The sequence below is a fragment of the Actinomadura sp. KC216 genome, assembly GCF_004348535.1.
Classification (GTDB): Bacteria; Actinomycetota; Actinomycetes; order Streptosporangiales; family Streptosporangiaceae; genus Spirillospora.
In genome coordinates, this window is sequence record NZ_SMJX01000244.1 from 1 (window position 1) to 12,486 (window position 12,486).

The 12,486-nt window shown below is 67.7% G+C and carries 10 protein-coding genes, 1 pseudogene and 1 riboswitch; of the genes and pseudogenes, 2 read left to right on the forward strand and 9 right to left on the reverse strand.

Features of this window, described 5'->3' with window-relative positions; all coding sequences use genetic code 11:
- Positions 1–625: 625 nt before the first annotated feature.
- The 4 genes from E1264_RS31350 to E1264_RS31365 all read right to left on the reverse strand — a co-directional run bounded on the left by E1264_RS31350 (position 626) and on the right by E1264_RS31365 (position 4,349).
- Complete coding sequence (locus tag E1264_RS31350) at positions 626–949, reverse strand: Lsr2 family protein (RefSeq protein ID WP_132179174.1); 324 nt, start codon at positions 947–949, stop codon at positions 626–628.
- A gap of 1,044 nt (positions 950–1,993) precedes the next feature.
- Positions 1,994–2,977 carry an RDD family protein gene (locus E1264_RS45570; protein ID WP_243711274.1) on the reverse strand — a complete coding sequence of 328 codons (984 nt, stop codon included), beginning with the start codon at positions 2,975–2,977 and terminating at the stop codon, positions 1,994–1,996.
- A 3-nt stretch (positions 2,978–2,980) separates the two neighbouring features.
- Entirely contained in the window at positions 2,981–3,817 is an 837-nt protein-coding gene (locus E1264_RS31360) for an RDD family protein (protein WP_132179176.1), read from the reverse strand.
- 4 nt (positions 3,818–3,821) lie between these two features.
- On the reverse strand, positions 3,822–4,349 hold the full coding sequence (locus E1264_RS31365) for an amino-acid N-acetyltransferase (RefSeq protein ID WP_132179178.1): 528 nt from the start codon (positions 4,347–4,349) through the stop codon (positions 3,822–3,824).
- Positions 4,350–4,625: 276 nt separating this feature from the next.
- Positions 4,626–4,822, forward strand: a riboswitch (cyclic di-AMP (ydaO/yuaA leader).
- A gap of 3 nt (positions 4,823–4,825) precedes the next feature.
- Between E1264_RS31365 and E1264_RS31370 the strand changes: the two genes are divergently transcribed.
- Complete coding sequence (locus E1264_RS31370; protein WP_243711275.1) at positions 4,826–5,860, forward strand: NlpC/P60 family protein; 1,035 nt, start codon at positions 4,826–4,828, stop codon at positions 5,858–5,860.
- Between the two features lie 857 nt (positions 5,861–6,717).
- Here the strand turns inward: E1264_RS31370 and E1264_RS31375 are convergent.
- The gene (locus tag E1264_RS31375) at positions 6,718–6,948 is read right to left on the reverse strand and encodes a LuxR C-terminal-related transcriptional regulator (protein ID WP_067902439.1); all 231 of its coding nucleotides are present in this window, start codon (positions 6,946–6,948) and stop codon (positions 6,718–6,720) included.
- A 430-nt stretch (positions 6,949–7,378) separates the two neighbouring features.
- Between E1264_RS31375 and E1264_RS31380 the strand changes: the two genes are divergently transcribed.
- Positions 7,379–8,461: a LacI family DNA-binding transcriptional regulator gene (locus E1264_RS31380; RefSeq protein WP_132179188.1), complete on the forward strand. Its 1,083-nt coding sequence runs from the start codon at positions 7,379–7,381 to the stop codon at positions 8,459–8,461.
- Between the two features lie 360 nt (positions 8,462–8,821).
- Here the strand turns inward: E1264_RS31380 and lysX are convergent, their stop codons facing one another.
- From lysX to E1264_RS31400, 4 genes and pseudogenes are all read right to left on the reverse strand, one after another.
- Positions 8,822–10,312, reverse strand: a complete 1,491-nt coding sequence (gene lysX / locus E1264_RS31385; RefSeq protein WP_132179180.1) for a bifunctional lysylphosphatidylglycerol synthetase/lysine--tRNA ligase LysX — start codon at positions 10,310–10,312, stop codon at positions 8,822–8,824.
- Between the two features lie 340 nt (positions 10,313–10,652).
- Entirely contained in the window at positions 10,653–11,435 is a 783-nt protein-coding gene (locus E1264_RS31390) for a type III pantothenate kinase (RefSeq protein WP_132179182.1), read from the reverse strand.
- Between the two features lie 14 nt (positions 11,436–11,449).
- Positions 11,450–12,307, reverse strand: a complete 858-nt coding sequence (gene nadC / locus E1264_RS31395) for a carboxylating nicotinate-nucleotide diphosphorylase (RefSeq protein WP_132179184.1) — start codon at positions 12,305–12,307, stop codon at positions 11,450–11,452.
- Positions 12,304–12,486 (reverse strand): annotated as a pseudogene (locus E1264_RS31400) (L-aspartate oxidase); the annotation flags it as partial. The gene nadC and the pseudogene E1264_RS31400, both read right to left, overlap by 4 nt.

Consider the following 12,486-nt stretch of genomic DNA (forward strand, 5'->3'; position numbering starts at 1 on the left):
GGGCTTCACAGGCGGAACCGGTGGGTTGGGCCGGGGGTAGGCCGTGCGCATGACAGGGACACGTGTGGGGGCGATCGGATTCGGTGTTCAAACGGGACGTGTGAACGGGCTACGTGGGCCCGGCAGACCCCGCAAGGGGCGCTCTTGAAACGACGCCGCGGCCAAACTGATCAAGTGAAGGGCGGCGGCAACCGAAACGACCCCGGACGCGAACTCGTCGTGCGTACTCCGGCCCGCGTACGCGGGCGTGAGCGATCGCGCGGAAACGACGCGCGGGCGGATCGGTCATGTAAACGGGAGGCGCGCGCGAACCCGTCTCGCGAACGGGTTGCAAGTGAAACGGTGCCGCGGACGAACCGGCCGGGCGAAGCGGAGCCTCAAGGGCACCTCAAGCGAAACGAACCGGGGGAATCGAGGCCGGGGAACGACGCGAGGGAACGGACCAAGGGAACGAACCCGGAACGGCGGCACGGGCGAACTCGATCCGAACTCGGCCGAGCGAACGGGCCTGCGGAACCACGCGCATGGGAACCGGCGGAGTGGACGGCTGAAGTGAACAGTGAACGGCGGCGCCCAGGCGAACGGCCCGTCTCACGAACCGAGACGGGCCGCCGGTGGACGCGGGTCAGTTGGCCGCCTCGTACTGCTCGATCACATGGGCCGGGATCCTGCCGCGCTCATTGACCTTGATGCCATTGTTCTTGGCCCAGGCGCGGATCTCTGCGCTGCGCTCGCGGCTGGACGCGCCACGCTGCCGGCGACGGCGCGACGCCGTACCCGCCTTGCGCGACTTCTCCACGAACGGCTTAAGAGAATCCCGCAGCTTCGTTGCGTTGGCGCCACTCAGGTCGATCTCGTAGGAGGCGCCGTCGATCGAGAACGCTACGGTCTCGTCCGCCTCGCCACCGTCGAGGTCGTCGACGAGAAGCACCTGAACCTTCTGTGCCATGGGGACAGACCCTTTCGGCTTGAGCAAACTGCATTCGGTTGACAAACATATACCGAGAAGCGCGCGGATGACAATTCCGCCGCCGCGCTTCGGACCGGCAGTCCCCGGCGAAGTCCCCTTCCGGGCAGTGACCGCGTGTAATCGTGCCGTCGTTTTCGGCACGTCCGGCGGCGCGCCAGGGCCTGCCGGGCGTGGTCCAGCGAATTTTTTCCAGGCGGGGCCGCCAGGCGGATTTCGGACGGGTCCTGTGTCGCAACGCACCGCGCTGACCTGCGTCGATGGTCCCGCATTGACCAGCTTTGCGGACGGCCAGGCTTTCACCGGGTGGGCCGTCCTGGGGCGCAATAGGCTCTGCGGACATGCTTAACAGCCGGGGCACACGGACACCGCGGCCACCGATTAACTCCGCTGTAACGGGGCCTAGCGCACCGCGAGCGGGAATGCGACGGGGAGCCACCGGCACCCGGCCTGGCAGCTGATCACCGCGTCCACCGGGCGATGTGGATGGATAACGGCCGGTCCACCCGCGCCGAAATCTGTTGCCGCCGCCTCGTGACGGGAAGTCACCAGCCGCGCTCTCCCCGTGGAAGCGGCGGGTACTCGACCATCCCGAAATCAGGAGATTGCGCCACAATCCCACCTCCGCCCCAGTTCTTCAACCCGCACCGGCGGGAGGTCCCGGCGACGTGCGGCGGACTCCTACGATGGAGAGGAACACGCGGAGTGAAAGGCCCGTTCCAAGCGAGGCCGTGTCCCATCCGAAGTAAGTCCTGCGTCCTATGCCGGTCGGGACACAGGGCGAAGAGCAAGGACACGGAAGCGGGCCTTCAAAACGGAGGGCGCGTCCGGGACGAGACACATCTCACTCCGATTCGGGGCCGTAACCGGAGCGAGCTGGCAATAACCGGCCGAACGCCGGGCGTCCGAAACAGAGCGAGGATCTCCACGAATAGACGGCATGCCCGGACACGTCCACTCCGCTCCCCAACGGATCATGGGCACGACGGAGCCGCGGCTCCCGGACGAGCGAGCCCGAGAAGGATCTCAGAAGGCCGACGAATCGGTGGGCGGACGTTTTACGACCAGCGTCCCGATGAGCCTGTCATGGACGGCCTGGCGGCGCGTGCCCTCGTACAGGGCAGCCGCGTTCGCCAACCAGAACATGCTCGCGAGTAGCCCGGCAGCGGGAATCGGACGGGCCGCGATCGGTAGCGAATAGACCGCGGCTCGTACAAGGGCGCGCACAACGTCCAGACGGGGCTGCTCACCGATCAGCACGCGGCCCGTCTCGGCGTCCGGCGTCGGTTCGGACTCACCTTCTCGCCCATTCCCGAGATCGGCACCGAGTACTGGCCCTGCACCTGTCTCAGAAACCTGCGTTTGCTCCGGCCCCGCGCCGGACATTGCCCCTGCCGCAGGGCCTGAGCCGGCCACAGCCCCGACGCCCTGCGCGGGCCATGCCTCGTCCTCCTGGGTCGGTGCCCGCGTGCCCTCCTGCGACGTATGCGTCAGCGCGCTGCCTTGCGTGCGTCCTGGACCGGTATCGGACGTTAGCCCCCAAGCCGAGCCGATCTCACGAGTCTTCAGGGGAGCGGGTTCGGCGCCCGGCTCGGCTTCCTCCGGCGCGGTGGCGGTCTCCGTGACGGCCTCAGCGACCGTCTGAGCGCCTGGCTCAGCGTTTGTTCTTGCTCCGGCTTCCGCATCGTCCATTGAGGGCGCTGACGTCAGCTCAGAGCTCGCCTCAGCGCCGCCGCCCTGGGATGCCGGGGCAGGGGCCGCCACGCCCGAGACGGCGACAACGACTTCTATGCCGGCAACACGCTTGCCGAGTGTCCGGCCCCAGAGAGCGAGCTGGATCGCCTCGTAGAGCAGCATGCATCCGGCCAACGCCGGTGGGGCGACGACGTCCACCGTGGGCCCGGACACCACTGCGCGGACGACGAGCATCACGGGCACACCGACGATGAGGGTGTCGACGATGCGAGCCAGGAGGCGCTGGCCCGGCTCGGCGAGCGTTGCCTCCCTCACGGCCTACTCCGTGTATTCGGCGTACTCGTCGTCGTATCCGGCCCGCTCATCGATGACAAGGGTCCCGGCCAAGCGGTCGTGGAGGGCCTGGTGCAGGGGCTGGTCCCAAATCGCCCAGAGGTACGCCATCAGCGCGCCCGCCCAGACCAGGAGCATCCCGTATGCGGCGTAGTCCCACACCATCACCGCGATGGCGAGGAAGAAGAACACACCGATCTGGTAGCCCACGTGGACGATCCCTGCACGCCATATGGCCTGTGTGGTGGTCAGTGGTTGACCTGCAGGCGCCTGGACGATGCCGATACCCATGATGCGCTTGCCGAGCGTCCGTCCAGACATGGACAGCTGGACCGCCTCGTAGAGCAGCGGCAGCACTGACAGAACACAGAAGAGGGTGAAGATGATGGGCCAGTTCCACACACCCCCCTCATCCTCGGTCTTGCTGCCTGGCTTGCCCAAGCCGAAGGCACCGATCGTGATCGGCAGGACGAGGGCGAACCCGAACGCCGCAACAAGCCCGTTGTCGATGAGCCGCGCGGCTGCACGGCGGAGTATCGGCGCCAGCACCGGTTCGCCACCGCCGCCGTACTCGTCATAGGACGCGTCGTACGGCTCGTTGTACGACGGGTTGTACGGCTCGTTGTACGCCGGTTGCTGCCCCCACTGCTGCTGTTGCGGCTGCTGCTGCCATTGCTGCTGAGTGGGCCGCTGCTGGGGTGGCCTCTGGGGCTGCTGCTGAGGGTGCTGCCTAGGGGGACCTTGGTACGGAGGTGGCGGGCCGTAGGAACCCTGCCCCTGCTGCGGTGGGTACCGCCGCCCGCGGTTCTGGGAATCGCTCATCGGGTCAGTCCTCCAGGCGAAGCAACATCCGGGTGTTGCCCAACGTATTGGGCTTGACCCGATCGAGGTTCAAGAACTCTGCAACGCCTTCGTCGTAGGAGCGGAGAAGCTCCTCGTACACCTCTGGCGCCACCGGAGTCCCCAGGATCTGCTGGAAGCCATGGCGCGCGAAGAACTCCACCTCGAAGGTAAGGCAGAAGACCCTCTGTACGCCGAGTTCCCTAGCGTTCTCCAGCAGACGGGTGACAATTCGGTGGCCGATGCCGCGTCCGCCGTAGTCCTTGTCCACGGCGACTGAGCGGACCTCCGCGAGGTCCTCCCACATCACGTGCAGCGCGCCGCAGGCGACGACCCGTCCCGGTGTCCCGTGCTGCAGGTCCTCGGCGACCCAGAACTCCTGGACGTCCTCGTACAGCTTCACCGTGCTCTTCTTCAGCAGGCGTCGTCCCGATCCGGCGTACAGATCGACCAGCCTGCGGATCTCCTGAACGTCGGCGGTACGGGCTCGCCGGATCACGACCTCCACAAACAGGCGAGATTATCGAACGTGGCGCCTTTACCGACTGCCGGTGGGTCTCCGCATGCGGCTACACAAGGCCGAGTGACTAGATATAAGCGACTAGGCATTGCGGATAGGCGTCCAGAAAAGTGAGCAAGAACACACGGCGTGGCGGGGGGCGCAACGGGCGGGACCGGCGCGGACGAGCGTCACTACCTGCGATTTCACAGGTTCTGGTTGGCATCTAATGCGGCTTCCGTTAGTGTCCTGCGCTGACGTCGGCCTACCGCAGGACGGAGGCCGCACCGCCGAGTCCGAGGGCCGCAACCAGCGCCCCGAGGAGCCGGGGACCCACTTCCGGAGCGTTCGGGGATCGCCCCCGGAGCGCACACCGCGAGGGGTGAATCCGCAGCCCGTGTGGAACCGATCCACGCGCGCGCCTTGCGGACGGGCTGCTCCAGCCCCAACCCGTCAGCTAACTCGGTAGGCGGACGAGGAGAGGAGAATTCGTGGAGCCATCGCGCCCTGCTTCCTTTTCACGATCTGCTCGTTCGAGCTCCCAGCGGCCGTCGCCGCGCCGGACGACGACGGCCCGGTTCCGTGTCCGGGCGATCACCGTCGCCGGTGTACTCGCCGCCGCCACGGTCGCGCCGCTCACGACCGGCGTGGCGCACGCCGACCCTGAGCCGTCCACCAAGGAACTCAGGACGAAGGCCTTCAAACTCGCCGACCAGCTGGAGCAGCTCACCGAGCAGTACAACGGACTGAAGGTCAAGCTCGCCCAGTCACAGCGCGCCGCCAAGGTCGCCACAGAGAACGCCCAGCGGCAAGAGAAGACTCTCGAAAGCATCCGCAAGAAGGTCGGTGAACTGGCCGCCACCACCTACATGCAGGGCGGCTCCGACCCCACGGTTTCGTTCGTCGCCTCCCAGGATCCGCAGTCCGTCCTCGACCAGGCCGCCACGCTCAACTACTTCGCCAAACGGGACAGCAGCAAAGTCCTCGGTCTGATGCAGGCCATGCAGGCCGCACAGCGCGCCCGCAAGTCCGCGGAAGAGCGCGCCAAGCAGGTACAGACGCTGCGCACCCAACTCGACTCGCAGCGCAAGAAGGTCACCGACGCCTACGAGAAGGTCCGCGGCACGCTCGTCAAGAGGGACCCCACCCAGCTCGCCAAGCTCCCCGTCGTCGGGACCGGTAAGGGCGCACAGGCCCTGCGCTACGCGATGAGCAAGATCGGTACCCCCTACGTCTGGGGCGCCGCAGGGCCGAACTCCTTCGACTGCTCAGGCCTGACGATGTGGGCCTACAAGCAGGTCGGCATCAACCTGCCGCACTACACCGGAGCCCAGTGGAACGCCGGCACCCACGTGTCCCGCAGCGAACTCCAGCCGGGTGACCTGGTGTTCTTCTACTCGGACCTGCACCACATGGGCATCTACGTCGGCGGCGGCAAGATGCTGCACGCTCCCCAGACCGGCGACGTCGTGAAGATCGCGTCCATGTCCGGACGCCCCTACGCGGGCGCCGTCCGAGTCGCCTGACGACAACCGGCCACCGTCGCCCACTCCAGCGCCTGCCGACTCGATCCGTCCAGCGGCCGCGTCCCGGGGATCAGCGACCCCGGGACGACGGCCCGGCCGTCGAACGCGACGCACACCATGCGCGCCACCGGCCGTGCGCACGACCGGCCATGCGCGCACGACCGGCCCTATCCACTCGCACGGCGCCGTCTCAGGGCCGAGCACGCATCGCCCGAGCGTTCCTGAGTAACTGCAGAGGCGCCCCTCCAGATTCGGCATGGACGGCAATCGATCTGTCCACCCGCAAACCCGTACGCCTGACGTCATGGCGTCCGACGGGGTGGCTCTTGAGTTCCCCCGCACGGACGGCCCCACGACGCTCGGTGGATACCCCTGAGCGCTCACGTACGGGCCGTGTGACAGCCGTCACGGCGGCCACTAGGCCCGGCTTAGGGTCGCTCATTCCAAGGAGCGGACGGCGGGCCTGAGGCGCGCGGGCGCGGGGCCTGTGGGCCATGGGCGCGGCGGGCATGGGTGCCGGGACACAGTGCGCGGGACACGGGGCACAGTGCGCGGCACGGTGCGCGGGCACGGGGCCGGCTGCGCCGAGGGCAGGCGCGTAGGTGCGTCGTGGGTGGCACTCTCTGCCGGATGTGGACGAGTGCCGAAAAAGTCGAGAGCGCGCTTGAATCGAGAGCGCGCTTAAGGGGATCCACGGCGAGGTGTGAACACCGTCCGCGGCGACGCCTCCTGCAGGGACCTACCTGTCAGGACGCGGGCGCCGCCGCTGCGGGGTCGGACGGGGGGTTCTGAAGATTTGCCGCCTGGTTTTCTCATGACGCTCGCCGTCCCCGGGCGAGCGTCCTTGGGGGTGTTAGCTAGATGAGCTGCCTTCGGGCCGCCCACACCACGGCCTCGATAGGGGTGTTGACCTCCAGCCGGTCGCAGATGGTCCGCAACCGGCGTCGCAAGGTCCGTGCGCTCAACTCCAGCTTGCGTGCCGCCACATCGGCAGTGACACCGCTGGCGATCTGAGCGAGCAGCCGGATCTCCTCCTCGCTCAGCCCGAAATCGTCGGTGCCACGACGTGCGAGTGTGGCCTGTTCCACTCCGTCCTCCCTCGTCCGTGGTGATGACCGCGGGGATGCAGCCGTCCGCTGCACAGGCACGGGTTGGCCTCGATCTGTACGCGCGTTGGGTTGCCGGGTCCGGAGCGCTTCCGGACTTAGATCATCGGGTTCCTGATATGTCTCACGCGCTTGGCCGGAGGTGGCCGTTGGGCCGATTGCTGGGTCGCACGGGGGAACTCCGGGTGACGATTCACTCGTTGGCAATCCGAGGGAGACGGGATGAGATCGCCAGTCATCCGTACCCGTCCCTTCTCGTTGGACTCGCCCGATCTTGTCTTGGTCGAAGATCGTGAATCGTTTCAAGCTACGCTTCGGCTCGGAACGCTAGGCGGCCGGATCCGGCCCGTCAAGCGCTGGTTCAATGCAATGTGCGCGCCGATGATCGCGGTCTGTGACCGCGCATTCGCGGATGCACTATGCAAAACTCCACTACCTGGGAAAACAAGCCTGGGACGGGACGAGGAGCGAGTTGCCACAGACCAGTATTCGTGAGGTCGCGAGGCGTGCTGGAGTCTCAGTTGGGACCGTTTCGAATGTCCTAAACCGGCCAGAACTCGTGGCCGAAGCTACCCGTGACCGTGTTCGCGCGGCGATCGAGGAGCTCGGATTCGTCCGGAACGAGTCCGCTCGCCGGCTCCGCCGGCGCCCCGAACGCACCGCCGGCGAGTTCGGCGACGAGCCGCGCCGCGCCTTCGGCGTCGTCGTCGAGGACCTCACCAACCCCTACGCGACCGACGTCGCCAAGGGGGCCGAAGCCGCGCTCAACGCCCTCGGCCATGACGCGCTCTGGCTCTCCAGCGACCACTCCGCCGCCAAGGAGCGGCGGTCGGTGGAACTTCTGGAGGAGCAGAACGCCGCCGGGGTCCTGATCATCCCCGTCGGGCTCGGTTCCCGCGACATCGCCCAGCTCCGCGCGGCGGGCATGAGCGTGGTGCTGATCGACCGCGACGCCAGCGGGGTCTGCTCCGCCCAGGTCGACCATGTCGCGGGCGGTGAGATCGCCGCCGCGCACCTGCTCGGCATCGGCCGCGAGCGGATCGCCTTCGTGACCGGCGTCCCCGAGCCGCAGCCCTGCGTCGAACGCCGCGACGGCGCCGCCCGGACGATCGTCGAGGCGGGTTTCGGAAAGCCCCCGACCCTGATCCAGGAGGCACTGAGCCCCACCGAGGGCCAGGCCGCCGCCCACGAGATCATGGCGATGTCGCCGCAGCCCGACGGTGTGTTCTGCGCCAACGACCTGCTCGCGATCGGGTTGATCAACGAGCTGATCCGGCTCGGCGCCCGCGTCCCCGAGGACATCGCCGTGATCGGGTACGACGACATCGAACTCGCCGCGAGCGCCGCCGTGCCGCTCACCACCATCCGGCAGCCCCGCCGGGAACTCGGCTGGGAGGCCGCCGAACTCGCGCTGGCCGAAATCGGCGAGGGCCCGTCCCATCAACACCGCCAGGTGGTTTTGAGACCCGACCTCGTGATTCGTGAAAGCGCCTGAAAGCACTTGACCGTCCGGGCATCGCCCGGCAGCCATGGACCGCTCCTTTCTTGCGGGCCATGGCCTTTACAGCGCCGGAATCGAGGGCCAGGTCGCATCCATTCAGGAAGCTGTCCACTGCGGCGGATCGATTCCAGCGGGCTCGAACACGCCGCAGGCGGACGGCGGGCGGACGCTTGAGTCGTCCACCCGGCCCCTCGAACACGACATCGCCCTGGCGGCCAGGCGCGCAGGCCCCGAATGTCCGGGTGTCCAGGCGTGGAACGTCTAGCCGCGCCCAGGGGTGAAGCGTCCAGGTGTGGAGCGTCCAGCGGTGCCCGGGCATGGGGCGGCCGTGCCGTGCGTGCGCCTCGCCGGGTGTTATTCGGGCTTGACCAGCGGGAACAGGATCGTCTCGCGGATGCCCTTACCGGTGAAAGCCATGATCATCCGGTCGATGCCGGCGCCCATCCCGCCGGTGGGCGGCATCGCGTACTCCAGGGCGCGCAGGAAGTCCTCGTCCAGCTGCATGGCCTCGGGGTCGCCACCGGCGGCCAGCAGCGACTGCTCGGTGAGCCGGCGGCGCTGCTCCACCGGGTCGACGAGCTCGGAATATGCCGTGCCGAGCTCCGTCCCGAATCCGATGAGGTCCCACTTCTCGGTGAGCAGGGGCTCCTCGCGGTGCTGGCGGGTCAATGGCGACGTCTCGACCGGGTAGTCCATGACGAACGTGGGCTGGACGAGGGTGTGCTCGACCAATTCCTCGAACAGTTCCTGGACGAGTTTCCCCTGCCCCCATTTCGGGTCCCAAGAGATACCGCGAGCGTCGGCGAGTTTCCGGACGCTCTCGATCGGCGTGTGCGGTGTGACCTCCTCGCCGAGCGCACCCGACACCGACCCGTACAGCGTGATCCGCGGCCATTCCGGCACGCCGAGGTCGACCTCGACGCCGTCATGGACGACCACGGTGGTGCCGAGGGCGGCGACGACCGCCTTCTGGTACATCCGCTGGGTCAGGTCGGCCATGTCGTTGTAGTCGAGGTACGTCCCGTAGGCCTCCAGCATGGTGAATTCGGGATTGTGCGTGGAGTCCGCGCCTTCGTTCCGGAAGTTCCGGTTGACCTCGAAGACCTTCTCGATGCCGCCGACGACCAGCCGCTTCAGGTACAGCTCGATCGCGATGCGCAGGTAGAGGTCCATGTTGTACGCGTTGATGTGCGTGGTGAACGGACGCGCCGTCGCACCGCCGTGGATCGGCTGCAGCATCGGCGTCTCGACCTCGAGGTATCCCTCGTCGTGCCAGAAGTCCCGCACGGCGCGTACGGTGTCGCTGCGGAGCCGGGCCATCTTCCGGGCCTCGTCGTTGACGATCAGGTCGACGTAGCGCTGCCGGACCCGGGCCTCCGGGTCGGTCAGGCCCGCGTGCTTCTCCGGCAGCGGGCGCAGGCACTTGGACGTGATCGCGAACCGGTCCGCCATGACGGACAGCTCGCCGCGGCGGGACGTGATCACCTCGCCCTCGACGCCGACGTGGTCGCCGAGGTCGACGTCCCGCTTCCATGCGTCCAGCTGCTCCTGCCCGACCTTGGCGAGCGACAGCATGATCTGGATCTCTCCGCTGCCGTCCCGGACGGTCGCGAAGCACAGCTTCCCGGTGTTGCGGATCAGCATGACGCGACCGGTGACGCCGACCTTCTCGCCCGTCTCGGTGCCCGGCTCGAGGTCCGGGTGTTTCGCGCGGACGTCGGCGATCGTCGCCGTCCGCGGGAAGGTCACCGGGTAGGGATCGATGCCGCTCGCCCGAAGCCGGTCGAGCTTCTCCCGGCGCACGCGCATCTGCTCCGGGAGCTCGTCGAAGGTCTCGTCTGTCACGCCCTAAAGGCTATCGACCCCGCCGGATGCCCCGCGAACGACTTACCGCCGCCCTCAAGACAGACAAACTCATGACGAACGCATTCAACGTCGCGCCGGACGGAGGCGATCGACGAACACGCAAGGTCTGCCCCCAACATGCGCGCAAACAGGCTAGTCCGTGCCCCAACGTCCCGTTAGAGCGCTCACCTGGCGTCCAACACCCGAGCAGGCCCCACCCCCTGAGCGAGCACGACGACGCATCAAGAACGCCCGCTCAGGCCCATTCCGACGTCGCCCCTCTGACCAAGCCGAACGTTCTCTGAGCAAGCCGAGCACGCGCGCGTGAGTGAGACGCCTTCTAGACGGTGTTGCGCTCGTAGATCAGGCGCAGGCCGATGAGGGTGAGCCACGGCTCGAACGCGTCGATGCTGCGGGACTCCTCCAGGACGAGGGGGGCGAGGCCGCCGGTGGCGATGACCGTGACCTCGCCGGGGTCGGCGGCGAGTTCCTCGGACATCCGCTCGACGATGCCGTCCACCTGCCCGGCGAAGCCGAAGATGATCCCGGACTGCAGCGCCTCGACGGTGTTCTTGGCCACCACGCTCCGCGGCCTGACCAGCTCAATCTTGTGCAGCTGGGCGCCGCGCGACGACAGCGCGTCGATCGAGATCTCGATGCCGGGCGCGATCGCGCCGCCCACGTACTCACCCTTGGCGGAGACGGCGTCGAACGTGGTGGCGGTGCCGAAGTCGACGACGATCGCAGGCCCGCCATGGGTGTGGACGGCGGCCAGCGCGTTCACGATGCGGTCGGCGCCGACCTCCTTCGGATTGTCCATCCGGACGGGCACGCCGGTCTTGACGCCGGGCTCCACGATCACCGCCGGCACGTCGCCGTAGTAGCGGCGGCACATCTCCCGCATCTCATGCAGGACGGACGGAACCGTGGAACACAGGGCGATACCGCTGATGTCGGTCTCGGCCAGCAATGGGCTCTGCTGGACGAGCCCCTGCAGGACCACCGCGATCTCGTCGGCGGTGCGGCGCGGATCGGTGTTGATCCTCCAGTGCTCGATCACCTCGTCGCCCTCGAACAGGCCGAGAACGGTCTGGGTGTTGCCGACGTCGATGGTGAGCAGCATCAGGTCCCCGCTGATCAGGTGAAGTCAAGGCCGATGTCGAACACGCGCGCCGAGTGCGTCAGCGCGCCGACGGCAAGGTAGTCCACACCGGTCACGGCGACGTCTCGGGCTCGGTCCAGCGTAAGCCCACCGCTGGCCTCAAGCTCCGCCCGCCCCGCGACAAGCCGCACCGCCTCGGCCATCTCGGCGTCGGACATGTTATCCAGCAGGATGCTCTGCGCGCCCACCGAGAGGGCCTCTTCGACCTGCGCGAGGGTGTCGCACTCCACCTGGATGTGGAGGGACGGGTACACGGCGCGGATCGACTCGTAGGCCTTGGTGACACTTCCAGCGGCCGCGACGTGGTTGTCCTTGATGAGCGCGGCGTCGTACAGGCCCATCCGGTGGTTGACGCCTCCACCACAGGCCACGGCGTACTTCTGCAATGCGCGCAGGCCAGGCAGCGTTTTTCGCGTGTCACGGACCTTGGCCTTAGTCCCGGACATCGCGTCCATCCATTTCCGGGTGGCCGTCGCGATTCCGGACAGGTGGGTCAGCAGGTTCAGGGCCGTCCTCTCAGCGCGCAGCACTGCCCTGGTGGGGCCGCTTACCGATATGAGCACCCGTCCCGGCCCGACCCGATCCCCATCCTCGACCTTCGCCTCGTACGCCACGTCCAGGAGCTCGAACACGACACACGCCACAGGGACCCCGGCGACAACGCCCTCCTCGCGGGCCTTGAGGTCCCCGGCCGCAGTGACCTCCGGCGCGAAGATCGGCATGCTGGTGACGTCGACTTCGCCGTCCTCGGCCAGCGCCGTCCGGACGAGGTTATCCACAGCTTGTGGATCGAGCCCGGCGTCGCTCAGCTTCTGCGACAGTTCCGGTGTCATGAGCGCTTTCCTTCCAAAGGTTCGTACGCGGTCGTCAGGACGTTCCCCTCCAGCCGCGTCACCAGATTCCCGCGCCACTCCCCGTCGCGCCGGTCGGGGAAGTCGTCCCGCCAGTGGCTGCCCCGCGTCTCCTCCCGCCGCCGCGCCGCCGCGACGATCGCGGACGCGACCGTGTGCAG